Below are 21,428 nucleotides of genomic sequence, written 5' to 3'. Positions count from 1 at the left end.
ATCGTTGTCTGGCGCACAAACCTTGAGGTGACGCCACTGGCGATGACGCGCGCTCCTTGGAATTTTGCCAGCTGAACGGCGAGATGCCCAACACCGCCGGCCGCGCCGTTGACGAGAACGGTTCGTCCCTCGAGCGGAACCGGCTCGTGCCTTGCTGGCTGCAGCGGATTGGCCTCGTCGTGCCCTAACGCGATCAGGAACTGCCACGCCGTCAGCCCCGACATCGCTGCGGCCGAGGCGTGTATGTGATCGATCCCACGAGGCTTGATGGCGAGATCGGCGGCAGGCGCAGAGACGTACTCGGCATATCCCAGGCTGTCGCCGAAGCTGGGAAAACGGACCATTCCGAACACGCTGTCGCCGCGGGCGAAACCTTCGACACCATCGGCGACGGCCTCGACGACGCCGGAGACATCCGACCCGGGAATGACAGGGAAGGCGACCTTCGGCCGCCATTCCGGCGGCAAAGCCTTATACCCTTCCCTTAGATACCAGTCCGGCGGGTTGATCCCCGCGGCGCGGACGCGGACCAGCACCTCTCCTGGCTTGATGTCTGGTTTTGGAGCATCTTCGTACCGAAGCACGTCCGGGGCGCCGAATTCATGGAAGCGGATGGCTTTCATATGCTGGACTCCTTCAGATGCGTTCGAGAAGCGCGACGGTGCCTTGCCCGCCGTCAGCGCAGATGCTGACGATCGCGCGTGATCCGACCGGCAGCGCCCACAGCTCTTTCACCGCTTGGCTAAGGTCGCGGGCGCCGGTGGCGCCGAACGGATGCCCGATCGCCACCGAGCCGCCCATTGGATTGACGCGCTCCCAGTCGAACGGGCCCATGTCTTCCTCGACGCCTGCCTTAGCGCGTACCCAGTCCGGATCGGTGATGGCCGCGACATTCGCCAGCACCTGCGCTGCGAACGCCTCGTGGATTTCCCAGATCGCGATGTCGGAGTAGCCGAGCCGATGCCGTGCCAGCAGGCGCGGTATGCCATACGATGGCGCCATCAGCAGTCCCTCGGCGTGGAGATCGACGGCCGAGACCTCATAATCGACAAGCCGGACGTGCGGCGTACCGGGCGGCAGTCTGGCTAATCCCACTTCATTGGCGACCCAGCAGCCGGCCGCGCCATCGGTGATCGGCGAGCTGTTGCCGGCCGTAAGGCTTCCCAGCCCACTGTCCCGGTCAAAAGCCGACTTGAGCGCGGCGAGCCGCTCGGTAGACGTATCGGCACGCGGATTGGCATCGCGCGTCAGCTCAGGAAGCGGGATCACGAGATCGTCAAAGAAGCCGTCATTCCAGCCGGCAACCGCACGCTGATGGCTTTTGAGCGCCCATTCGTCCTGAGCCGCGCGCGAGATATTCCAAGCCTTCGCGGTCTCCTCCATGTGATCGCCCATGGTCCTTCCGGTGATACGGTTGGCCCAGCCCTTGGTCGGCAGGACGTAGTCACGCGGCGTGAGCGACTGCAGCTCGTCCAGCGCTGCGGCGGCGTCCCTCGCGAAAAGGTCTGTAAGCCGCTTGGAAGTCTCGGCCGTAAGCGCGAAGGACGGTCGGCTCATGACCTCGGCTCCACCGACTAGCGTCAGGTCGACTCCGGCGCCGAGCATGCCCGCCGCAGCGAAAGTCGCCGTCATGCTGGTCGAGCATGCGAGTACGATCGAGAATGCCGGCACGTTCGGATTGAGCTTGGCATCGAGCCAGACCTCGCGGGCGATGTTGCTCCAGCCCAGGTTCGGGATCACGGTTCCCCATACGAAGAGGTCGGGCTCAGCCCGCTGAGCCATCGCGTGCACCACCGGGACGGAAAGCGAGACCGCGTCGTATGCTGCCAGTGCTCCGCCTCCGCGACCAAAGGGCGTCCGAAGACCGGCAGCCAAGAAGACGGGCTTGGCGAAGCGGCTCATGATGGTCTCCTGAGATTTTGGAATTGGGTCGGAACAGTTGCACCAACCAGCGGCACGCCTAGCTCGGAAGGCGGCATGTGCCATTTGCCGCCGGCGATATGCCGACGCATTTCAGGGAGCACCTGAAGCCGACTATGGTGGTCGAGGACCTGCCGCCCATGCAAAGCGCTGAGAGAGCGCTCGACAGCCTGTAATGTGGAGCGCAGGGGCCGCCTGTCTGGGCAGGTTTCGAAATGAAGCCTGCGGACGACGATCGTCCTGGCGACAGCCCACGCCCAGCGGGCGGCGCGGTTTCGGGCCCTCGGCCCGTGGTGCAGGGAGGGATCCGCGCCGCTAGCCACCGTAGCGCTCGGTTTTGATTGCCGCGGCGTCCAGGCCGGCGAGCAGCGCGCCATCGGTCGCTATGTTGACGAAGCCGTTGGACCCACAGACAAAAACGTGCGCAGGCGTGCGGGGAAGACGACCGATGACCTCCTGGACCATTGTGCTATCGATCCGTCGTGCGAAGTCGGTCTCGCGTTTGGGCGCTTCACGAGTGATTGCCAGCGACAGCACGAAGCTGGGATCGTCGAGCTCGATCATTTGCAGCTCATCGGCAAACAGGACGTCGTGAGCAGTACGAGATGAAAGAAGCAGCGCGGTCGGCACAGTCTGCGCCGACGCGCGGCGTTGCCGGATCATCGCCATTAGCGGCACGACGCCCGAACCTGCGCCGATCAAGAGCACTGGTTCGGCGACGTCTCCCGGCCAGAGAAAGTGTCCGCCGAGCGGACCGCGAACCTCGATCTCGTCACCGACCGCCGCAACGTCGTGAAAGAAGGGCGACACCTCTCCATCGGACAAGCGTTCGATGGCGAGTTCAAGAATGCCGGATCTAGCGGGTGGCGAGGCGATCGAATAGCTCCGCATCGCCGTGTAGCCGTCAGGGGCCGTCAATCGAACGTCGACGTGCTGGCCCGCCACATGCGTGAAAGGATCGCGCAAGCGTAAGAAGAAGCTTCTTATGGCCGGCGTCTGCTGAACAATCCTATCAATAACCGACTTTTGCCACGGCGCGGTTTGCACAGCGCTGTTAATCATGAGTATATCGTTGCTCGCGCCAAGGGTCGCCGTAGATGTGGTAGCCGCGCAGTTCCCAGAAGCCGGCTTCATCGCGCGTCGTGAACTGCAGCGCCTTTACCCATTTGGCCGACTTCCAGAAGTACAGGTGGGGGACGAGCAGTCGTGCCGGGCCGCCGTGATCTCGCGGAAGCGGCTGGCCAGCATATTTGAGCGCCACCATCGCCTTATCTGAGAGCAGATCCGCCAGCGGAACGTTCGTCGAGTAGCCGTCGTAGGAATGGGCCAGGACGAAATCGGTCGGGTGCTCGAGCCCGGCATCGGCCAGGATGTCCTCGATCAATACTCCCTCCCACGCCGTATCAAGCTTAGACCAGGAAGTGACGCAGTGGATGTCCTTCTTTACCTTGGTCTGCGGCAGAGCATTGAACTGGCTCCAGTTCCAGACCTTGACGGGCTTCGGTCCGATCTTGACCGTAAAATTCCACTTCGCAGTGTCGACATCCGGGGTCGGTCCCGCCGTCAGAACCGGAAAATTCTCAACGAGATGTTGCCCTGGAGGAATCCGGCCGGACTGGTCGCCGCCCGATCCGCGTCCGGTAAAACCTCTTGTGACCATCCCAGACCCTCCTCTTCGTCACGACAGCACGGGCCTGGCTTTCCGTTCACTCTCCTGCGCTACATGCCTTTCGCACGCGAATCCGTTCGACAACGGGTTGAGAGAAGACTCGGTACCTGAGCTCTGCCAATATAAACCAAATGCGCTCCGTCATGAATCGTGACGTCTGCGTTTTGACTATACCTCTGTGGCAACTCGCTTTCCAAATACCCGGTGACTATAGTTTCAATAGCCGCGCGGGCGATCTGATTGCAGCTGCTTGTCGTCCCGGACGCAGGCTCGAGCGGGCATAAAGCCTTCGGGATCGGTCGACGGTTTTGGTTATGAGCGCTCGAAGATGCGAGCTCTTCAGCCTTGTTTGCCGACGCGCATCGTCCAAGCGGCGGGGCCTTGATCAACGCTTAGGGAGCCGCTCGGCGGCCAACGACAGCAGAGCCCAATCAAGTTTCTGAGGCTCGATGTGAACATCCCGTATCAATCCACATTGCTAGCCGCGCCAAGCCGTGCCGTCAGCACTGGCCAGCTATGGCGAATATCTCGGCCGTAAGTTTCTCCATCACTCACTCGCTGCAAGCGCGGGTCTGCGAGCCAAGCGGACTGCTGCGGGCTCAGCAAGTCGGTAATCGGGGTGCGATACGGCACGGCCAGGTTGATCTGAGTTCGCTGCGCCGCCGTCAGCGGGATATGGCGCACGGGATTCTTGCGCAGGTAGAATTGCGGCTCCCGATCCAAGCTGAAACTGCCACGCTCCACCGGATCAAAGCCTTCCGCACGAGCATAAGCGTTCAGATCGGCAAGCGTGACCACCTGCGGATCGAATTGAACCAGGACTGCTTCCTCGCCATCGACCCATCCCGCATCGGTCGTGATCACGCCCGGATGTTGAGCAAGGCTCGTCTCACCTGACCAGAAACATGGCGTCGCGTAGATGGTCCTCTCGCTGAGCCCGCCCTCCGTGAGCAGATCGCGCCCGAGCAGGTCGAAATACGCGGGCACCCTGCCATCTAGCGTCCGCAGTGCGGCGCTGAGCCTTTCGTGGAGGGCGAGCGCGTCGTAGCGATCGGCCAATCGGGGCAGCAGTTCGGCTCCATCGTGTCGGAGAAAGCGAACAACCGGGTTATCCCAGGATCGCTCGCCATAAAGGCGCAGGATGCGGGCATCGTCACCAGGATGGTTGTTGAAGACCGCCACCGGGACGAACCGGTCGGTGATTAGCTCTACCATCAGCGGATGCGTCAGAACGTCCTGCCCGAAGTGCACGCAGGTCGAGCACCCCGGCACCTCCTGGAACAGCAGAAGCATTGGTTTGCGCTGTGCGGCGGCCAGCGCCTTGCCGTCGTCATAGTCGCGCAGCCATGCGACGTTGCCGAGCTCGCGATACTCGCGATGCGAAGCTCCCGTGTCTGTCATGCCACCTATGTAGTGAGGCGAAACGGCAAATCATTGGCTGATGCTCGTGGCTATGGAAACTATAGCCCGCCGCTATTGGAAAAGGAAATGGACAAGCGTCATTGTAGAGATGCGGGAGCGTCGGCGGAACCGGAGAAGACCGTGCGGTGATCCAAAGTGCTGTAGGTCATATGCAGAAGCCGAGTTCTCACGACTGTGACCGTGAGAGCGGAAACAATTTGTGAACCCCGACCGCTGCTCCGAAGGACAATGACATTTGCAATGACCGCTGCCGAACATCTCGCCCCCGAACTCCGCGTACGGCAATGGATAGGCGTTGACGGCAAGCCGCTGGACGTCCCCGTCACGCTCTCCGATCTGGGGCAAGGACCAAAGATCCTCTTCGCCTTTCAACACTGGTGTCGCGGCTGCCATCTGCACGGCTTCCCGACGTTACAGCGCCTCCATTCCAGTCTAGCGACAAGGGGCGTCGGCTTCGCGGTGATCCAGACGGTGTTTGAGGGCGAGCAGGAGAACACCTTCGAACGGCTGCGATCGAACCAGCTGAAATATGATATGCCTGTCGTGTTTGGACATGATCCGCCCCCGACGGGTGCGCGTCTTCCGACTTTCATGGAAGATTATCGGACGCGCGGCACGCCCTGGTTCAGCGTCATCGACGCCGACGGTGCACTCGTATTTTCAGACTTTCATCTCGACGCTGACAAGCTGGTGGCGCATCTGGAACGAGGCTGACCGATGCGCCGGTGGCTCATCCTTGCCGCTACCCATGTTGCCACGCTGGCGCTGGGATTTGCTGCGGGCATCTACGCTCTTCCGATCCTGACGGCACCGCCAACGCCAGATGCAGCCGCTCTAGCAGCGACGGGGAAAGCGGCGCTCTTCACCGGACGATTTGAGCGTCGGCTGAAGGGCAGCGACTTCGTCCATTGGGGCGAGGGCAACGTGACGGTGTCGCGCAACCGTATAGCGCACATCGGGCATCTTTCTCCCGGCCCGGATTACAAGCTCTACCTCGCTCCGCGCTTCGCGGGCACGAAGGACGAGTTCCTTGCGATCAAGCACCTGTCGCGCCGGGTCGGCGACGTGAAAACCTTCGACGGCTTCATCATCTCGGTCCCGCCGGACATCGACGTCGCCGCATTCAGTACAGTCGTCATTTGGTGCGAAGCGTTCGATCAATTCATCAGTGCCGCCGAATACCAGCGACGTGCGAAAAGCACATGAAATTCAAAGCCGACGGCTGGAAGGCGGCCGAGAAGATGATCGCTGCGGTCGCCGACCGGGCTCGGCAGGTCATCCTGCGCAGTCGAACATGACCCACGTGATGGATACAATGAAGGCGGCTTGTACGCGCGGTCTCGTTCTTGCGCCCGTGGCGGCTCTGCTGTTGAGCGTGGCCTTCCTCCTGTTGGGCAACGGGTTGTTGGGCACCTTGCTGATCGTCCGGGCCGGGCAGGAGGAGTTCTCCAGCGGTAGCACCGGCGTGATGACGACCGCCTACTTCTCGGGTTTCACCATCGGTGCGGTACTGCTGCCGCGCGTCATCATATCCGTTGGCCATGTGAGGACGTTCGCCGGCTTCGCAGCCATCGCATCGATAACTGCCCTTCTTCATGCGGCGCTGGTCGAGCCGCTTGCCTGGATGCCGCTGCGCGTGGTCACCGGCCTCGCGTACGCCGGCATGATCCTATCGACCGAAAGTTGGCTCAATGCTCACGCCTTACCCTCGACGCGCGGGCAGCTTCTTTCGATTTTCGGCGTTGTGTCCATGGGCTCTTGGGCCCTCGGGCAAGCGCTCCTCAACATCGCTCCCCCGGGCGGGGTGACGTTGTTCCTGATCGTGTCGATCCTGATATCGGCGGCGGTGGTGCCAATTACCCTGCTGCCCAGTCATCCACCGGCCAAGATCGAACAGGAACCAGTCGCTATTAGGGATATCCTGTCGATTTCCCCGCTGGCCACCGTCGGGGCTTTCTTGGCGGGCTTGGCCATGGGCGGTTTCTGGGGGCTGGGGCCGACCTTCGCCCAGAGGATCGGCCTCGACATACAAGGCATCTCCGCCTTCATGGCCGCTGTCCTCGGGGGGACGCTCATTTTGCAATGGCCACTCGGCTGGCTCTCTGACCGATTGCCACGCAATCTGATCATCGCCGGCGCCGCCTTGGCGTCTGCAGCCGCCGCCCTAGGCTTAGCACTCGCGGCCGCAGCTCCCCTGCCGCTGCTACTCGTAGCAGGCGCGCTCTTTGGCGGCTTCGGCATTCCGATCTACTCGTTGTGCGTAGCCGTTGCGAACGACGGCCTTTCGGCTGGACGGCTGATAGGCACCGCGCGCGGTCTTCTGCTGATCAACGGTGTCGGGACTGCGGTAGGGCCTCTGGTCGGTGGAATTGCGATGAACCTGGCGGGTCCCGGCGGTCTCTTCCTATACGCTGCGGCGCTGCTCGTCATTCTCTCGGTGCTCGCGATCATCCGTAGATGCCCTCACCACTCCGCGAAGGCGAAGGCCACCCGGTGCCCGAGCACGCCGATGATCACGGGATCGCTCGACGCAATGATGCAGACGAACGAAAGGCGCGAGAGCGCCTCGCGTTAGAAATGCCGGTGACGACCTATGCGACCTCTTCCACCAGAAGGTCGCGGCCGTTGAACTTTACGGTCTCACCGGCTCGCGCGCCCTCGATAGCTTGATAGATCGGCGCCATCGTCGAGATCCCCATGAGCTCTTGCCCGTGGCACACGAATTTGCTCGTCGAGACCGCGATCACGAAATAGCGGCCCGACAGCTTGACCAGTGCGCCTTCTGCGACTGCGGATTTCGGTCCAAAGTCGATCAACCTGAGCCTGTCGAGCTTGTCGGCATAATCATCGAGTGTGTCGTCGAGCGCTTCCGCCAGGTCGCTCGCGACTTCGGCCTGTGCCTGTTCGTCGTTCTCGATCGTCTCGGTCCGGTCGAGACGAGCGGTGGCTACATAATCCAAGTAGTTCTCGCGAGCACTGTGCAATGCAGCCGTTTCCAGCGAGAGCATAGTTTCCCGAACGTGACCCTTATCCCAATCCATGAACACCTCGCTGATTTCGTTTATATGCACCGGACGCGCGACCACCGGCTCGATGGTGTGCTGCGTGGCGCCCGTCCTATTCGTCGGTAATCACGTCTTCTCCTTGGTACGGGATGCGGATCAGCCGTGGGTCGCGAATGATGCTCGTGACAAGCCAGACGTATGTTTGCTCTGCGGTGTCGAAGCCCAGGATGCTGAAGGCGCCGCCAAACGGACAGGCCGGAAAATCCGGGAAGCCTTCGCGCAGGACATAACGCTCGGGATCGCTGTCGAACTCGGCTTTGTAAACCTTGCGAAGGCCGTGCTTACTGGGAACGTTTTTGTCACCTGTCGGCATCGTTTCGCGGTGCTCGAGGAGGCGTTCGGCAAGATCACCGTGACATGTCTCATCAAAGACATCGAAGGCATCGATCAGCAGCCCCTTGTGTTGGGTAGCGGGATCGGTGATCGCGAAGATGTTCGAGGCGTCTTCCGCATCGTCGCCGCTTTCCAGGCGCAGAGCGGCGTCCACCTGTACGTCGCAGGCATCCAGCGTCGATCCAAGCTCGAGATCGTACAGGCGCCCGTCTTTCACACGATATTCGCGATCATAGCCCTTCGCGACGAAGGCCTGCACAGCCTCTAGGACGTCGGTCACTTGGCTTGTCATGGATGCACCTCTGCTTGTCGTTTGGTCCGAGCGGTCTCAGGGGAGTCTGCGCTGTGGCTGAGCTCGCGCTCGCGTAAGGCGCCGGACGTGATCCTCACAGCCATTTTGCCTGCTTGAAGCGGATGAACAGGAGGAGGCAGATCAACGTCATGACTCCGAGCACGACGAAGTAGCCATAGGCCGTGTCCAGTTCCGGCATGTGTTTGAAGTTCATGCCATATATGCCGGCGATCGCCGTGGGGACGGCAAGGATCGCCGCCCAGGCGGCGAGTTGTCGGGTGATGACCCCGATCCGCTGGGCTTCCAGCAGGCTGCTGAATTCAAAGACGGTGGATAGAACCTGCAGGAGGCCATCAACCATCGCCTGCACACGCGAAACATGGTCCGCGACATCGTTGAAATACGGTCGAACCTCGGCGCTTATGCAGGGGAAATGTCCCCGCACGAGCTTGCGCACCAGCTCCGCCATTGCTCCCAGCGTTCGCTGGAACCTCGTCAGCTCGCACCTCAGGCCGAAGATGCGAGCGACCTCTTCACGGCCGAGGAAGTCATCCAGTGATCGACGCTCCATTTCCAGGACGTCGTCTTCGATCATTTCAAAGATTGGCAGGTACTGATCGACGATACGATGCAGGATGGCGTGCAGGACGTAGTCGACGCCTTTGCCGAACTGCGCTGGCGCAGCCTCAAGCTGCTCCCGGAGGTTTCCCAATGCGCCGGGCGTGCCGTGCCGCACTGTAATTAGATGATTGTGCCCGGTGAAGATCGCTGTTTTGCCATAGCGTATCCGATCCCCATCGAGTTCGGCCGTATTGGCGACCACATAGAGTTCGTCGTTATAGACCTCGAGCTTCGGCGGACACTGCGGATGCATCGCATTGTCGACGGCCAACGGGTGGAGGCCGTAGGTCTCCTGGAGAGAGCGCAGCTCCTCCTTTGTCGGCTCGGACAGCCCGATCCAGCAAAAGCCCGAGCGGCTTTTTTCAGCCGCGACGCGCTCATCGATCGCCACCTCTCTTACGCGCTTCCCCTCGTTGTAATAGTAGCTTGCGATGACGGTCATGCAGTTTTCTCCGGAACGAGAAGACCGCGTTGCGCCGCCGGCCGCGCGAGCCCGCGCTTGAGCCAAGCAGATATGTTGGCGAAGCTCTCAAACTCAAGCAGTCCGCCGGCGTCATATGATGTGATGAGCGCGTTAACCCAGCCAAGCGTCGCGACATCGGCGATGGAATAGTCGCCAACGATCCAGTCGCGGCCATCCAGCTGGCGATCCAGGACAGTGAGCAGCCGCTTTGCCTCGGTCGCGAAGCGCTGCAGAGGGCGCTGGTTTTCGGAGGCTTGACCGCCCGACCGCAGGAAAAACCCTAACTGACCGAACATCGGCCCGATCGCCGACACCTGGAAAAAGACCCAGGCCAGTGTCTCGTAGCGAGCTTCAGGTGATGTCGGAATGAGCTGGCCAGTCTTCTCCGCTAGGTAGACCAGAATCGCTCCAGACTCCCACACGCCGATCGGCCTGCCGCCCGGTCCATGGGGGTCGATGATCGCCGGTATGCGCCCGTTCGGGTTAAGGGATATGAAGGCGGGGTCTTTCGACTCGTTCCCGGAGATGTCGACGAAATGCGGCTCGTAGGCCAGGCCGACCTCTTCAAGCATGATCGAGACCTTAACGCCATTTGGCGTCGGTGCCGCGTAAAGTTGTAGGCGATCCGGATGCCTGGCTGGCCATCTTCGCGCGATCGGGAACGAGGAGAGGTCTGGCATCCGGCTACAATCCTCGTGGCAATTCTACGCTGACAGGATGCCAGGTCACATCTCCCTTCGCGACCGGATCGCCCAGCGACGCGGCCACGAAGGGAACAGCTAGATTTCAGATGGAGCGTGGGCTGCGCGTTCATTCGTCCCACGCGGCACCTTCGCCCTGCGTACGCTAGGCATCCTGTCGCTTCGGAAGCACCCAATCAGGTCGCGCGAAGTGACAAGTGTACCCGCCCGGACGCTTCTCGAGATAGTCCTGATGCTCCGGCTCGGCTTCCCAGAAGTCTCCGACGGGCTCGACCTCGGTGACGACCTTTCCATTCCAGAGCCCCGATGCATCCACGTCGGCGATCGTATCTTCGGCTACGCGCTTCTGCTCGTCGTCGACGTAGTAGATGCCTGACCTGTAGGAGAGTCCGCGGTCGTTACCCTGACGATCCTTCGTGGTCGGGTCGTGGATCTGGAAGAAATATTCGAGAATGTTGCGGTAGCTCGTCACCTCGGGATCGAAGACGATCTCGATCCCTTCGGCGTGCGTGCCGTGATTGCGATAGGTGGCATTGGGGACATCGCCGCCAGTGTAGCCGACGCGGGTCGAGACGATGCCCGGCTGCTTGCGGATCAGATCCTGCATACCCCAGAAACAGCCGCCAGCGAGGACTGCGCGTTGATGCATGTTAAGACTCCTCTACCTGGTCGAGATATTCGCCATATCCTTCGGCCTCCATCTCATCGCGGGGGATGAAGCGAAGCGCCGCCGAGTTGATGCAGTACCGCAAACCGCCACGGTCGGCCGGACCATCGGGAAACACGTGGCCGAGATGGCTGTCGCCATGAACCGACCTGACCTCTGTCCGCACCATTCCGTGCGAGCTGTCCCGCACTTCGTTGACGTGCGCCGGGACGATGGGCTTGGTGAAGCTAGGCCAGCCGGAGCGCGAGTCGAACTTGTCGGTGGAAGCGAACAACGGCTCACCCGACACGACGTCGACGTAGATTCCCGGCTCCTTGTTGTCGTTGTATTCACCAGTGAAGGCCCTTTCGGTACCATGCTCCTGGGTGATACGACGCTGCTCAGGGGTAAGGCGATCGATCGCGGCCTGTGTTTTCTCGAACTTCATGATTAGACCTCCAATGCCAACTCTTAGAATACTAGGCGCACTACGATCAGCCTGACTGAACTGTCACAACGCCGACTATCGCAGTCACGCTCCCACTTATCCAATACGCCGTAAGCATAGTTTCCATAGCGTCGACGCCTTGCGTTGTGGCTCACTGCCACTCATGCCGCGCCGCAAGTTGCGCGACCTTCCGGATCTCGACCGGAGCCGTCGATCCCGAGACTGTCACGATCACCACCTCCCTCTCCAACGTGAAACCTTCGATCGGCCGCGTAACAAGGCCTGTCCCTGCGGCAGATCGTTCCGGGACGATGCAAATCGCACGACCTTCGGCGACGATGCGATGGACCCAGTCGTCTCGTTCGGAACGGATGCGAGGGCGCATTATGACGTCGCGGCGCGCGAAGTGCTCTTGTATCTGATTGCGAAACTCGCACTTTAGACGATCGACTAACGGGTATTTCGCCAGGTCCTCTCCACGAACAATGGCTGCCGTCGCCAGTGGGTGTCCGCTCGCGCAGGCGAGTACGAAGCGCTCTCGAAAGAGAGGACGGACATCCAGCTTTCGGTCCGGCCGTACTTCCCGCGGGAGAATGCAAGCGTGATACTTGCCGGATAACACCTCCGATGAATCCTCGCTTGATTGGAGTGAATGCAGTCGGATTTCTATCGACGGCACCTTGTCCAAAGCACTCTCGAAAAAGGGCGCAAACGCTTTCGGACCGACCGTAGGCGCGACGGCGATGTCCAGCACTCGGTGCCGCCCCATCGTCCAGTTTTCCGAGTGATCACGCACGCTCCTCAACGCCAAGAGCATTCGCCGAAATTCTGCTTCGACGTCCTGGCCGAGACCCGTAAGGCGGCTGTTCTTCCCGTCTCGATAGATCAGCGCACCGCCGAGCTCATCTTCCAGGCGACGGATGGCGCGAGTCAGGCTCGGCTGCGACACCCCGCTCAACCGAGCGGCTTCGGTGAAATTCAGCGTCTCAGCCAAGTTTATGAAATAGCTGACCTGATTGAGTTCCATGACCCCTCGGCCTGTGTGTCCTACGCACTCTGTCCCGTGGACCTGTCTTCAAATGACCACGCGGAAGAAGTATGCGCGGCGCATATAGTTTCCCAGTTTGCGCTTGTCTATATGCGCGACGCATATAAAAAGGATGTCTTGTGGTGATGGGTGCCGATGCGTGACGCTGCGCGGCTCAAGGTGAGGTGCAAGACGGCGACGATCGCATTGCACCTGGGCTGGCGGAGATCGTTGCTCGGCCGAGGGATGCGCCGGTTCTTGCCAGAGCGGCGCACTCATGCTTGCTGGGAGGTATCGACGTGCCGGGAAAGTCGTTCACATTCGCAAACGAACAAGGCCGGCTTCTCGCCGGATTGCTAGAGACGCCGGAAGGTACCCCTCGTGGATGGGCGATCTTTGCTCATTGCTTCACGTGCGGGAAAGAAAGCCGAGCGGCTGTCCATATATCCCGCGCGCTGTCGCGGGCAGGAATCGGCGTACTGCGATTTGACTTCGCCGGTACGGGGATCGGCGGGACGCAGGGCGAGGCAGTCAGCTTTGCCTCGGACGTCACCGATCTGAAATCCGCGGCGATGGCCATGACGGCGGCGGGAATGGCACCCTCGCTGCTCGTGGGGCATAGCCTCGGCGGCACTGCCGCACTCGTGGCGGCGGTCGATCTGCCGGATATCGCCGCCGTAGCAAGCATAGGGGCGCCGGCGGAGCTCCAGCATATCCTGAAGGTCTTCAGCACCAACGATCTGGACGCGATCAGGCGCGAAGGCGAAGCGTCGGTCGACATTGCCGGCCGGCCATTCCTCATCCGTCGCAGCTTCATCGACGCTGTTGAGGAGGTTGATGTGGAGAAGGCGGTCTCTGCGCTGCGCCGTCCCTTGCTCGTTCTGCACTCCCCTCTCGATCAGGTGGTCGCGATCGAGCATGCGTCGCGAATCTTCGGGGCTGCCCGACACCCGAAGAGCTTCGTATCGCTCGACGCTGCCGATCACCTTCTCGCCGATGCCGCCGACGCGAACTTCGCATCAGCGATGGTCGCCGCCTGGGCAAATCGCTACCTGCCGCCGCTGGTGCCCGATCTTCCACAGGTCGAGGCTGCGCACGGAGTCGAAGCGGCCGAGACGCTGGCAGGAAAATTTCAGCTCCAAGTCCGCAGCGGCAAGCATTCGATCTTTTCAGACGAGCCGACCTCGGTCGGTGGGCTGGGCAGCGGTCTATCGCCATATGAGTTGGTATCGGCCGGCCTGGCTGCCTGCACAGTGATGACGATGCGCCTGTATGCGAACCGAAAGGGCTTTCCGCTTGAACGAGCGAGGACGAGAGTCGAGCACAAGAGGGTGGCGGACATGATGCCGCCCGACAGGTTCACGCGGACGATTGTGCTCGAGGGCCCTTTGAATGAAGAGCAGCGCACCCGAATTCTCGAAATCGCTGATCGCTGCCCCGTCGATCTCACGCTCATCCGCGGTTCGGACGTTCAAACCGTTCTCGTCGACACACCCGGACCCGGACCGGGTGCTGATCCCGCCCCGTGATCATGGTGTCCGATCAGGAAGAGCAGGGTCGATCCACGAGTCAGCGAACGGAGCGAGCGATACTCGCCGGTGGCTGCTTTTGGGGGATGGAAGAGTTGATACGCCAAAGAAGGGGAGTCATCTCGACGCGTGTCGGATACATCGGCGGTGAGACGCCGGACCCGACCTACGATGATCATCACGGCCATGCGGAGGCGGTGGAGGTGGTCTTCGACCCCGCAGTGCTAAGCTATCGCTCCTTGCTCGAACTCTTCTTTCAGATCCACGATCCGACCACATATGAGCAGCAGGGCAGTGACGTTGGCCCGAGCTATCGCTCCGCCATTTTCTACACCGACAAGCGTCAGATGGATGTAGCCTTGGAAACGATCGACGAGATCGAGGCGTCAGGTCGATGGCCAGGGCCGGTATTATCCGAGATCAATCCCGAAGAGCCGTTTTGGGAAGCGGAGCCGGAGCATCAGAAGTACCTGCAACGGCATCCGAGGGGGTACAGCTGCCACTTCGCACGTCCCACCTGGCGCCTGGATAGAAGGCTGTGAGAATGGAGCAACGCCGAGAGACACTCGCGTGTCGCACCGTCCGTGGATGCGCTAGCAAGCGATCCAACGCGCCGACATCGTCTGAGAGGATATGAGCGCGTATGGACTCTGCCTTGTCTCCGATCCCCGACTTCGTCGTAGCCGGAATGTGGGGACTGGTGTCCGGAAGCGGCTTGCTTTTGGGCGCGATCGTGGCGGATGCTTTTTTCGGCAAGCTCAGCCATCGAATGGTTGCGGCTGTCATGGGCTTCGGTGGTGGCGTCTTGTTTGCCGTGATAGCGACCGAACTCGTCGTCCGACCGGATTCGGCTGGGGCGGCTCTATGGCCAACCATCGCACTGCCAGCAGGTGCGGCGGTTTTCAGCGGCATAAACTGGTATCTGGCGAGACGCGGTGCGAAGAACCGGAAGCGCTGCGGTGACTGCGTCGAGCAGCCGACCGAGGCAGAGCATCACGGCAGTGGATCTGCGATCGCAGTCGGCAGTGTGCTTGACGGTATCCCCGAGGCTCTGGTGATCGGGATGTCGGTCGCCAGTGGCGGCGCGATCAGTTTGGCTGTGATCGCGGGCTTCTTTCTAGCGAACGTGCCGCAGGGTTTGTCGAGCACCTCGGGAATGAAGCAGGCTGGCCGCTCCCGTCGGTACCTCTATACGGTATGGCTCGGGATACCGCTGCTCATCGGGGTCGCGGCCGGCGTCGGCAACATCTTGCTCGGCTCGGCATCGGCGCAGGAGCCGGCGATTCTCTCGTTCGCGGCTGGTGCCGTATTGGCCATGCTGGCCGAAGCCATGATCCCCGAAGCGTTCGAGAATGCGCCACCCTTCATCGGGCTGATCACGGTACTTGGCTTCCTTGCCGCCTACCTTATCGCGCAGCACTGAACTTACATTGCAGGATGAAGGTCGTCGCGGCTGTTACTCGCGATCCTGTCCCCGCTCGTGAAGCTCAGCGTCGATGGGACAGTCGGTACAGCCTTCATAGCAGCACAGGCGGCAGATGCGGTACGAGTGCTCCAGGTTCTCCAGGCGGTCGCGAAGGACGCGCTCGGCGATGTCGGTCAGAAACTTCATCTCGCCCTTGTTGAGGATGGACAACCCCTCGGCGATGACCTCGTCTCTCGCGGCTAGGACTGCGGCACTTGCCTGCTGACCGGCCGTTGTCAGATACAGGGATCGGACCCGCCCATCGGTTGAGGTCGCCCGGCTCTCGACCAGTCCTTGGGTGGTGAGGCGGTCCGCAAGTCGGACCGTCGCAGCGTGCGACAAGCCCACGCCGACTGCGAGCATCCGCACCGAGAGGCCGGGCTTGTGGGCAATCAGCGCCAGCGCCGAAGCGGCAGATCCTTCTTCCGGCGCCCGCGATGAACTAGCGCGAACAATGTTCTCGCTGATCATAAGCGCGAACGCCCCGAATACGTTGCGGTCTCGACATCCATCCATTCGCACCGTTATATGTGCGTGGCGCATAGACAGCAAGCTTCGGCACGCTTTGATACACACCGCAGAACGACAACGAAGCAGAGCGAAACCAAAGACTTATGCTGGCCCGGCAGCTTAGGGTGTGCGAGAATTTCCGACGAACTGGCGAAATGCGCGATACGCCGCGGCTATGACAGCAGGGTGGATGCCGGATCTCGCGGTCTGCCTTCACCTCATGGGGACGTGGTCGTGAGAGCGACTGATGCAATCCGCCGGAGTGGAATCACGAACGATCCGCGTGTCGGAGCTCAACCGTGCCGGCGCGAGCAATGATGACGGTGTCGATTTCGAAGGTGAAAAGTCCGTGCTCGGCGACGCCGGGAATGGCTGCGATTGCGAGTGCGGTCTTCCGGATGTCCGTGATCGACCCAAACGCAACGTCCAGGATGCGGTTGCCCTGATCGGTCAGGAACGGATGGCCGCCCTTCATCCGGAGGGAAACCGGAGCTGAGAGGGCAGCCAAGCGCGCTCGGACGAATTCGGTGGCGAATGGGAAGACCTCGACGGGCAGCGGAAAGCGGCCTAGTCGCGTCACGAATTTGCTGGAATCGACCACGGCTATGACGCGCGCCGACGCAGCGGCAATGACCTTTTCTCGCAGCAGGGCACCCCCTCCACCCTTAATCGCCTGCAAACTGTGATCGATCTCGTCGGCGCCATCGATCGTGAGGTCGACTGCACTGAGACCTTCGAAAGGGATCAGCGGCACCCCCAGGTCGAGGGCCAGAGCTTCGGTCGTGCGCGAGGTCGAGACCGCTTTGATGCGGAGCCCGTTGGCGATCCGTTCGCCCAGGCATTTTACCGCGTAGTTTGCCGTGCTGCCTGTCCCCAGACCGACGATCATACCGTCCTGGACTTCCTCGACCGCCCGTCGGGCCGCGAGTGCCTTTTCTGCTTCTAAGTCAGGCATCATCCAGGTTTCCCTTCTGCAATGGGGTGCTCCTCAGCGTACTGCATGCTCTCAGCGACGTGATCGCAGGAACCGCCCGGCGGACGCCTTATGTGCTCGTTCGCCGTGCCATGTTGACCCGCTTAGCATCGATCGTTAGCTATATGCGTCGCGCATACATATAGCGCTGACTTGAGGTTCAAATTCCTTGCGAACGGAAGCGGGCCTATGCCCGTTTCCAGCGGCTGTTCTTCGTCAACAGAAGGAAATGCGCATGACAGTCAGGGTCGCGATCAACGGCTTCGGACGCATCGGCAGATTAACGTTGCGCTCGGTCGTCGAACTTCGCCGTCAAGACATCCACGTGGTAGCCATAAACGATCTCGCACCGGTGGGCACCCTGGCTCACCTTCTGAAGTATGACTCCGTTCACGGTCCCTTTCCGGGGGACATCGAAATCGGCACCGACTGGATAGATGTCGGGTACGGAAAAATCGAAGTTACCAACCAGCGCGACCCTGCTGACTTGCCTCACCAGCGGTGTGGCGTTGATATCGCTCTGGAGTGTTCCGGTTTCTTCACCTCGAAGGAAAAGGCCAGCGCGCATGTTCGCGCCGGTGCCAAGCGCGTCCTCGTCTCTGCGCCCAGCGAAGGAGCCGACAAGACAATCGTTTTCAAGGTCAACCATGAGACTTTGACGCTTGAGGACGTAATCGTCTCGAACGGATCCTGCACAACCAACGTGCTTGCACCTGTGGCGAAGGTCCTGAACGATCTGTTTCGCATCGAGCGCGGCTACATGACGACGGTGCACGCCTATACCGGCGACCAGCCCACGCTAGATGCCGTCCACACGGACCCTTATCGAGGACGCGCAGCCGCGCTTTCAATGATCCCGACGTCGACGGGCGCGGCGAGTGCCATTGGTCGCGTATTGCCGGAGTTGAAAGGCAAGCTGCACGGATCCTCGATCCGTGTTCCCACGCCCAATGTGTCGGTCATCGATCTGGCTGTGTCAGCCATGCGCGACGTCACCGTGGAGGAGGTAAACGCAGCCATTCGGCAGGCTGCTGACGGACCAATGCAGGGCGTGCTCGCCGTCACGGCCGAGCCGCTGGTTTCAATCGATTTGAGCCATCGGACCGAATCGTCGATCGTGGCGCTGCCACAGACCGACGTGGTCGACCGGAGATTGGTTCGCGTTCTTGCCTGGTACGACAACGAGTGGAGCTTCGCGACCCGCATGGCGGATACAGCACTTGAGATGGCCAAACTGGACAGCTGACTTCTACGACAACGCGCTGAGTTAAGCCTGCTAATGGTAGGGCTCGCGGGTCGTCCCGGCGGCAGCAGGTTTGCGATCTCACAGCGTGCCCAGCGGCCACGCGGTCCGAGCAGCCGGTGAAACAGGCACGCGTCAAACCTCGACAGCGATCGTTCGAATGTGTATGCGTGGCGCATATACCTTGTCGAGTCATGATGATGATGGACGAGCCTTCAGATCGATTGATCAATGTCTTCGGCGCACTCGCTCAGGCTGTCTCCGATCGAGTGCGGATCGCGATCGCTCAAGCATTTACCGCGGGCGGGGAAACCGCCGCCGCGCTGATCGCGATCGGTCATGAGCCAGGAATGTCGATAGATCAGATCAGCCGGATACTGCGGCTCTCACACGCTGGAACTGTCCGCGTCGTCGAGAGGCTGGATGACCAGGGATTCGTAGGGAAGTCGCAGTCGCCGTCTGATCGTCGCGTCGCGCATATTACGCTGACGGGGCGAGGCCAGGCCGAACGAAGTAAACTTCTCGGACTCAGGAATGCAGCGGTGGCCGGCTTGTTAGTTCGGGTGAGTGCCAACGACCGCATAGTTCTGGAACGGATCGCGGACACCATCCTCACTTCCTTGCTCGATGATCCACAGAGCGCCGTGTCGACGTGTCGGTTTTGCGATCAGGCACGATGCGTGGGCTGCCCGATGGGCACGCGGCGCCATTGAGTTCCTCATGTTCCAGTATCTGGCGTAATTACCCAAGGAGCTTCGGATGCATTTCCTGAACCGTTATCGCTTTCATGTTGCCGAGGAGAACCGAAGGGACTTGGCGCTGTTGCGGTGGGCGCTCGTCCTGGTCTTTCTATGGTTCGGCGGCATGAAGTTCACCATGTACGAGGCTGAAGGGATTGCCCCGTTTATCGGCCACAGCCCGCTGATGAGCTGGCTTGGAATGTTCGGGATGCAGGGGCAGAGCTACTTCGTCGGAGTCATTGAGCTTTCGACGGCCGCGGCTCTAACCCTTGGCGCGTTTCGTCCGATCTTCTCAGCGCTTGGTGCCCTGATGTCCGCGGCCACCTACCTGATTACACTGACATTCTTCGTGACCACTCCAGGGGTCGCGGAGGCAAGCGCCGGAGGTTTCCCCGCCATTTCGGCCGCGCCGGGCCAGTTCTTGCTCAAGGATGCCGTTCTCCTAGCAGCATCGCTCGTGTTGTTCTTGAACTCGGTAGATCGGCGGCCAGCGTAGTTGGCGTAATCCGATGTTCGCCGGCGATCTGCGGAATAAGACCGTCAACCGCGTCAGCGTCTGCCGGCGGCAGAGGCATCGGATCGCCGGTGATTGCAAACCCGAGCCTTCCTCGAAGTCCAAGCGGCGCCTGTCATCTCAATCGCCAGACCTTAGGCGCCAGCGCGGAACGGCCTGGGTAATTGATCTCAGCGCGGCACGGCGGTTGAGGAGCGCTCGTCGGCAATAGTCAGACGGATGACGAGCCGGATGGATGATCCTTCATTCCCATCCTCGGCACTGATCAAGGGGAGTGTACGAAACCATGCAAGTGACGATCCTCGCCATCATAATAGAGGGCGTTCCACTCCTCAGCATTCATTCGACCCAACCCGCGGCTTGGAGCCAGCTCATCAGCTTCATCGAGGCGAGATGGCCCGACCGCATGGGATCAACTGCACCGCCTACGGATGGCGAAACAAAGGTGAGAGCGTTCTTCGGACACAATGACGACGACCTCTATGCTATTATCGACGCTGACGTGTCGGAGTTGCGCAAGGCGTTGGGGTCAGCCCGCGACCCTGTCGAACGCTAGTCTGTCGCGCCATACGCGGCAATCCGATCGCCTCAAGCGAAAAGGGGTGACCTGTGTTTGAATGCCTTATTCTGGGCGATAGCATCGGACTTGGCGCAGCGAAGGCAATCAATGAGCGGTATGCTCGGCATTGCGATGTTCAGGCGGTCGAACGTGCGACGGCCGCGCAAATCCTGCGTTGGAGGAAGCCGGACAAGAGTTACGGTAGTTGCGTCTTTGCGATGGGTTCGAACGATGCGCCAGGAGCATCTCTCGCCAGAACGCTCTACCGCATTCGCGGCAGCATCTGCTTCCGCCGTGTGATCTGGCTACTTCCCTACGCTCGCACCCAAGCTTACGTCGTCAGTTCGGTGGCGGCACGGTACGGTGATGAGACCGTCGACCTTATCCGTTTTGCCACTGTGGACCACATACATCCTCGCAGCTACTCGCAGCTGGCATCCGCGCTTCTCCGAAGGCCGTGACCAATCTCGTTATTATTTGCGGATAAGAGGCTGCGGACCGGCTCGGAACCGTGTCAATCAACAGGCATTCCTGTCGGCGTAGGCGAGGTTGACCATGGCCCATCTGAGCGAAGCCGAAATGATCAATTGGATGGCGCTCTATTCCGCGACCGCATTATGCTGTGCAATCGCGATCGCTTTGGCGATCGTCGTTCTGGCCATCCGGCTTTGGCGCGAGGAGGTCTGGACTCAGCTTCGCGGGCCCAAGGATGTGGCCCTGTTCGTCCCGAAGACCTGGTGGCGGTGGCAGAAGCTCTATCTGCTTTCGACGCCCGTGACGCTCGCGATTGTCTGCTCGTTCGGTTTGACCTTGAGCTGGAGCTAAGCGTTTATAGCGCGAGGGCGGCCGACAGCCGAGCCGCCAAGCTCCCCGCTTCCCATCCGGTGGGCGAGATGGTCAGCAGCGGCGCTATGCAGCGAAGTTTGTCGCGCTGTTGATCCTCGGGCGCCGCGAACTCCGAGACCTGCAGGACCAACTGCCTGATCTCGCCCGTCTTGCGTGAACGCGCCTCAATGAGAAAATCGGGTCGGCAGGGGCCGGCGGGGGTGAGGTGGTCAAATACCGGCTTCTCGATCAGAATATCGATTCCGTCCTCGGCTAACTGCGGTCTCGCTTTCAGAAGCGCGCGCAGGACGTCTCGTTCGAACTCGGAGTTGACCGGGATGAAGCGATGACCCGAAAGGATTGGTTGAGCATATGCGCGCAGCGGTGCGTAACCGTGCGCTTCCGGATACTCGCCAGCGACGATCATCACTAAAAACGGCCCTTTCACCGGGTTTCCAGTAAA

At 60.9% G+C, this 21,428-nt stretch carries 25 protein-coding genes and 1 pseudogene; 11 read left to right on the top strand and 15 right to left on the bottom strand.

Translation table 11 applies throughout. The annotated features are described in order from the left end of the window. Positions 1 to 32: 32 nt before the first annotated feature. The 5 genes and pseudogenes from ACZ1JS_RS18735 to ACZ1JS_RS18715 form a co-directional block, all read right to left on the bottom strand. Positions 33 to 623, bottom strand: a pseudogene (locus ACZ1JS_RS18735) (NADP-dependent oxidoreductase); the annotation flags it as partial. A 13-nt stretch (positions 624 to 636) separates the two neighbouring features. Further along, entirely contained in the window at positions 637 to 1,902 is a 1,266-nt protein-coding gene (locus tag ACZ1JS_RS18730; RefSeq protein ID WP_465168879.1) for a thiolase family protein, read from the bottom strand. A gap of 333 nt (positions 1,903 to 2,235) precedes the next feature. Then, positions 2,236 to 2,982, bottom strand: a complete 747-nt coding sequence (locus ACZ1JS_RS18725; protein WP_465168878.1) for a ferredoxin reductase — start codon at positions 2,980 to 2,982, stop codon at positions 2,236 to 2,238. Continuing rightward, positions 2,975 to 3,580, bottom strand: coding sequence for a sulfite oxidase-like oxidoreductase (locus tag ACZ1JS_RS18720; RefSeq protein ID WP_465168877.1), 606 nt, complete (start codon positions 3,578 to 3,580; stop codon positions 2,975 to 2,977). The genes ACZ1JS_RS18725 and ACZ1JS_RS18720 overlap by 8 nt, the downstream gene beginning before the upstream one ends. A gap of 474 nt (positions 3,581 to 4,054) precedes the next feature. Continuing rightward, a complete protein-coding gene (locus ACZ1JS_RS18715) occupies positions 4,055 to 4,990 on the bottom strand; it encodes a VPGUxxT family thioredoxin-like (seleno)protein, type 2 (RefSeq protein WP_465168876.1) in 936 nt (311 codons plus the stop codon). Positions 4,991 to 5,251: 261 nt separating this feature from the next. On the opposite strand from ACZ1JS_RS18715, the gene ACZ1JS_RS18710 reads away from it, so the two are divergent. The 3 genes from ACZ1JS_RS18710 (at position 5,252) to ACZ1JS_RS18700 (ending at position 7,586) form a co-directional block, all read left to right on the top strand. After that, positions 5,252 to 5,725 carry a peroxiredoxin family protein gene (locus tag ACZ1JS_RS18710; RefSeq protein ID WP_293921227.1) on the top strand — a complete coding sequence of 158 codons (474 nt, stop codon included), beginning with the start codon at positions 5,252 to 5,254 and terminating at the stop codon, positions 5,723 to 5,725. Between the two features lie 3 nt (positions 5,726 to 5,728). Next, positions 5,729 to 6,217: a DM13 domain-containing protein gene (locus ACZ1JS_RS18705; protein WP_293921225.1), complete on the top strand. Its 489-nt coding sequence runs from the start codon at positions 5,729 to 5,731 to the stop codon at positions 6,215 to 6,217. 148 nt (positions 6,218 to 6,365) lie between these two features. Further along, positions 6,366 to 7,586 (top strand): MFS transporter, encoded by a 1,221-nt coding sequence (locus ACZ1JS_RS18700; RefSeq protein WP_465168875.1) that lies wholly within the window; start codon positions 6,366 to 6,368, stop codon positions 7,584 to 7,586. 16 nt (positions 7,587 to 7,602) lie between these two features. Here the strand turns inward: ACZ1JS_RS18700 and ACZ1JS_RS18695 are convergent, their stop codons facing one another. The 7 genes from ACZ1JS_RS18695 to ACZ1JS_RS18665 form a co-directional block, all read right to left on the bottom strand. Continuing rightward, positions 7,603 to 8,052: a hypothetical protein gene (locus ACZ1JS_RS18695; RefSeq protein ID WP_465168904.1), complete on the bottom strand. Its 450-nt coding sequence runs from the start codon at positions 8,050 to 8,052 to the stop codon at positions 7,603 to 7,605. Between the two features lie 76 nt (positions 8,053 to 8,128). After that, entirely contained in the window at positions 8,129 to 8,701 is a 573-nt protein-coding gene (locus tag ACZ1JS_RS18690) for a hypothetical protein (protein ID WP_465168874.1), read from the bottom strand. Positions 8,702 to 8,795: 94 nt separating this feature from the next. Then, entirely contained in the window at positions 8,796 to 9,764 is a 969-nt protein-coding gene (locus ACZ1JS_RS18685; RefSeq protein WP_465168873.1) for a magnesium and cobalt transport protein CorA, read from the bottom strand. Next, a complete protein-coding gene (locus tag ACZ1JS_RS18680; RefSeq protein ID WP_465168872.1) occupies positions 9,761 to 10,465 on the bottom strand; it encodes a glutathione S-transferase N-terminal domain-containing protein in 705 nt (234 codons plus the stop codon). Before ACZ1JS_RS18680 ends, ACZ1JS_RS18685 begins: the two co-directional genes overlap by 4 nt. Positions 10,466 to 10,631: 166 nt before the next feature. Continuing rightward, positions 10,632 to 11,135, bottom strand: coding sequence for a peptide-methionine (S)-S-oxide reductase MsrA (gene msrA, locus ACZ1JS_RS18675; RefSeq protein WP_465168871.1), 504 nt, complete (start codon positions 11,133 to 11,135; stop codon positions 10,632 to 10,634). 1 nt (position 11,136) lies between these two features. Next, on the bottom strand, positions 11,137 to 11,580 hold the full coding sequence (gene msrB / locus ACZ1JS_RS18670) for a peptide-methionine (R)-S-oxide reductase MsrB (protein ID WP_465168870.1): 444 nt from the start codon (positions 11,578 to 11,580) through the stop codon (positions 11,137 to 11,139). A 151-nt stretch (positions 11,581 to 11,731) separates the two neighbouring features. Next, complete coding sequence (locus tag ACZ1JS_RS18665) at positions 11,732 to 12,607, bottom strand: LysR family transcriptional regulator (protein ID WP_465168869.1); 876 nt, start codon at positions 12,605 to 12,607, stop codon at positions 11,732 to 11,734. Positions 12,608 to 12,900: 293 nt separating this feature from the next. Between ACZ1JS_RS18665 and ACZ1JS_RS18660 the strand changes: the two genes are divergently transcribed. The 3 genes from ACZ1JS_RS18660 to ACZ1JS_RS18650 all read left to right on the top strand — a co-directional run bounded on the left by ACZ1JS_RS18660 (position 12,901) and on the right by ACZ1JS_RS18650 (position 15,559). Continuing rightward, positions 12,901 to 14,136 (top strand): bifunctional alpha/beta hydrolase/OsmC family protein, encoded by a 1,236-nt coding sequence (locus ACZ1JS_RS18660; RefSeq protein ID WP_465168903.1) that lies wholly within the window; start codon positions 12,901 to 12,903, stop codon positions 14,134 to 14,136. A 2-nt stretch (positions 14,137 to 14,138) separates the two neighbouring features. Continuing rightward, a complete protein-coding gene (gene msrA, locus ACZ1JS_RS18655) occupies positions 14,139 to 14,678 on the top strand; it encodes a peptide-methionine (S)-S-oxide reductase MsrA (RefSeq protein WP_465168902.1) in 540 nt (179 codons plus the stop codon). A gap of 101 nt (positions 14,679 to 14,779) precedes the next feature. Then, the gene (locus tag ACZ1JS_RS18650) at positions 14,780 to 15,559 is read left to right on the top strand and encodes a ZIP family metal transporter (RefSeq protein ID WP_465168868.1); all 780 of its coding nucleotides are present in this window, start codon (positions 14,780 to 14,782) and stop codon (positions 15,557 to 15,559) included. A 33-nt stretch (positions 15,560 to 15,592) separates the two neighbouring features. Here the strand turns inward: ACZ1JS_RS18650 and ACZ1JS_RS18645 are convergent, their stop codons facing one another. Together ACZ1JS_RS18645 and rpiA are read right to left on the bottom strand one after the other, a co-directional pair. Next, positions 15,593 to 16,072 (bottom strand): MarR family winged helix-turn-helix transcriptional regulator, encoded by a 480-nt coding sequence (locus ACZ1JS_RS18645; RefSeq protein ID WP_465168867.1) that lies wholly within the window; start codon positions 16,070 to 16,072, stop codon positions 15,593 to 15,595. Between the two features lie 307 nt (positions 16,073 to 16,379). Beyond that, positions 16,380 to 17,066 (bottom strand): ribose-5-phosphate isomerase RpiA, encoded by a 687-nt coding sequence (gene rpiA, locus ACZ1JS_RS18640; RefSeq protein ID WP_465168901.1) that lies wholly within the window; start codon positions 17,064 to 17,066, stop codon positions 16,380 to 16,382. A gap of 253 nt (positions 17,067 to 17,319) precedes the next feature. On the opposite strand from rpiA, the gene gap reads away from it, so the two are divergent. From gap to ACZ1JS_RS18615, 5 genes are all read left to right on the top strand, one after another. Next, positions 17,320 to 18,330, top strand: coding sequence for a type I glyceraldehyde-3-phosphate dehydrogenase (gap, locus tag ACZ1JS_RS18635; protein WP_465168866.1), 1,011 nt, complete (start codon positions 17,320 to 17,322; stop codon positions 18,328 to 18,330). A gap of 191 nt (positions 18,331 to 18,521) precedes the next feature. Then, positions 18,522 to 19,040 carry a MarR family winged helix-turn-helix transcriptional regulator gene (locus ACZ1JS_RS18630; protein WP_465168865.1) on the top strand — a complete coding sequence of 173 codons (519 nt, stop codon included), beginning with the start codon at positions 18,522 to 18,524 and terminating at the stop codon, positions 19,038 to 19,040. 46 nt (positions 19,041 to 19,086) lie between these two features. Further along, positions 19,087 to 19,563, top strand: a complete 477-nt coding sequence (locus ACZ1JS_RS18625) for a YkgB family protein (RefSeq protein WP_465168864.1) — start codon at positions 19,087 to 19,089, stop codon at positions 19,561 to 19,563. 310 nt (positions 19,564 to 19,873) lie between these two features. After that, positions 19,874 to 20,137: a hypothetical protein gene (locus ACZ1JS_RS18620; protein ID WP_465168863.1), complete on the top strand. Its 264-nt coding sequence runs from the start codon at positions 19,874 to 19,876 to the stop codon at positions 20,135 to 20,137. A gap of 558 nt (positions 20,138 to 20,695) precedes the next feature. Beyond that, the gene (locus tag ACZ1JS_RS18615; protein WP_465168862.1) at positions 20,696 to 20,965 is read left to right on the top strand and encodes a hypothetical protein; all 270 of its coding nucleotides are present in this window, start codon (positions 20,696 to 20,698) and stop codon (positions 20,963 to 20,965) included. Positions 20,966 to 20,969: 4 nt separating this feature from the next. Here ACZ1JS_RS18615 and ACZ1JS_RS18610 read toward each other — a convergent pair whose 3' ends face one another. Next, a complete protein-coding gene (locus ACZ1JS_RS18610; RefSeq protein ID WP_465168861.1) occupies positions 20,970 to 21,413 on the bottom strand; it encodes a hypothetical protein in 444 nt (147 codons plus the stop codon). Between the last annotated feature and the right edge of the window lie 15 nt (positions 21,414 to 21,428).

It is taken from the genome of Sphingomonas sp. BL-S-05 (genome assembly GCF_055521695.1).
Note: the sequence above shows the minus strand (reverse complement) of the source record. Positions and strands in the feature narration are given on the sequence as shown.

Bases quoted from the DNA above. Each gene is read 5' to 3' on its own strand.
- ACZ1JS_RS18710 (WP_293921227.1), top strand. From the start codon at position 5,252: ATGACCGCTGCCGAACATCTCGCCCCCGAACTCCGCGTACGGCAATGG.
- ACZ1JS_RS18720 (WP_465168877.1), bottom strand. From the start codon at position 3,580: ATGGTCACAAGAGGTTTTACCGGACGCGGATCGGGCGGCGACCAGTCC.
- ACZ1JS_RS18685 (WP_465168873.1), bottom strand. From the start codon at position 9,764: ATGACCGTCATCGCAAGCTACTATTACAACGAGGGGAAGCGCGTAAGA.
- ACZ1JS_RS18725 (WP_465168878.1), bottom strand. From the start codon at position 2,982: ATGATTAACAGCGCTGTGCAAACCGCGCCGTGGCAAAAGTCGGTTATT.
- msrA (WP_465168871.1), bottom strand. From the start codon at position 11,135: ATGCATCAACGCGCAGTCCTCGCTGGCGGCTGTTTCTGGGGTATGCAG.
- rpiA (WP_465168901.1), bottom strand. From the start codon at position 17,066: ATGCCTGACTTAGAAGCAGAAAAGGCACTCGCGGCCCGACGGGCGGTC.
- ACZ1JS_RS18645 (WP_465168867.1), bottom strand. From the start codon at position 16,072: ATGATCAGCGAGAACATTGTTCGCGCTAGTTCATCGCGGGCGCCGGAA.
- ACZ1JS_RS18625 (WP_465168864.1), top strand. From the start codon at position 19,087: ATGCATTTCCTGAACCGTTATCGCTTTCATGTTGCCGAGGAGAACCGA.
- ACZ1JS_RS18650 (WP_465168868.1), top strand. From the start codon at position 14,780: ATGGACTCTGCCTTGTCTCCGATCCCCGACTTCGTCGTAGCCGGAATG.
- ACZ1JS_RS18680 (WP_465168872.1), bottom strand. From the start codon at position 10,465: ATGCCAGACCTCTCCTCGTTCCCGATCGCGCGAAGATGGCCAGCCAGG.
- ACZ1JS_RS18730 (WP_465168879.1), bottom strand. From the start codon at position 1,902: ATGAGCCGCTTCGCCAAGCCCGTCTTCTTGGCTGCCGGTCTTCGGACG.
- ACZ1JS_RS18665 (WP_465168869.1), bottom strand. From the start codon at position 12,607: ATGGAACTCAATCAGGTCAGCTATTTCATAAACTTGGCTGAGACGCTG.
- ACZ1JS_RS18695 (WP_465168904.1), bottom strand. From the start codon at position 8,052: ATGGATTGGGATAAGGGTCACGTTCGGGAAACTATGCTCTCGCTGGAA.
- msrB (WP_465168870.1), bottom strand. From the start codon at position 11,580: ATGAAGTTCGAGAAAACACAGGCCGCGATCGATCGCCTTACCCCTGAG.
- msrA (WP_465168902.1), top strand. From the start codon at position 14,139: ATGGTGTCCGATCAGGAAGAGCAGGGTCGATCCACGAGTCAGCGAACG.
- ACZ1JS_RS18705 (WP_293921225.1), top strand. From the start codon at position 5,729: ATGCGCCGGTGGCTCATCCTTGCCGCTACCCATGTTGCCACGCTGGCG.
- gap (WP_465168866.1), top strand. From the start codon at position 17,320: ATGACAGTCAGGGTCGCGATCAACGGCTTCGGACGCATCGGCAGATTA.
- ACZ1JS_RS18690 (WP_465168874.1), bottom strand. From the start codon at position 8,701: ATGACAAGCCAAGTGACCGACGTCCTAGAGGCTGTGCAGGCCTTCGTC.
- ACZ1JS_RS18615 (WP_465168862.1), top strand. From the start codon at position 20,696: ATGGCCCATCTGAGCGAAGCCGAAATGATCAATTGGATGGCGCTCTAT.
- ACZ1JS_RS18715 (WP_465168876.1), bottom strand. From the start codon at position 4,990: ATGACAGACACGGGAGCTTCGCATCGCGAGTATCGCGAGCTCGGCAAC.
- ACZ1JS_RS18630 (WP_465168865.1), top strand. From the start codon at position 18,522: ATGATGATGATGGACGAGCCTTCAGATCGATTGATCAATGTCTTCGGC.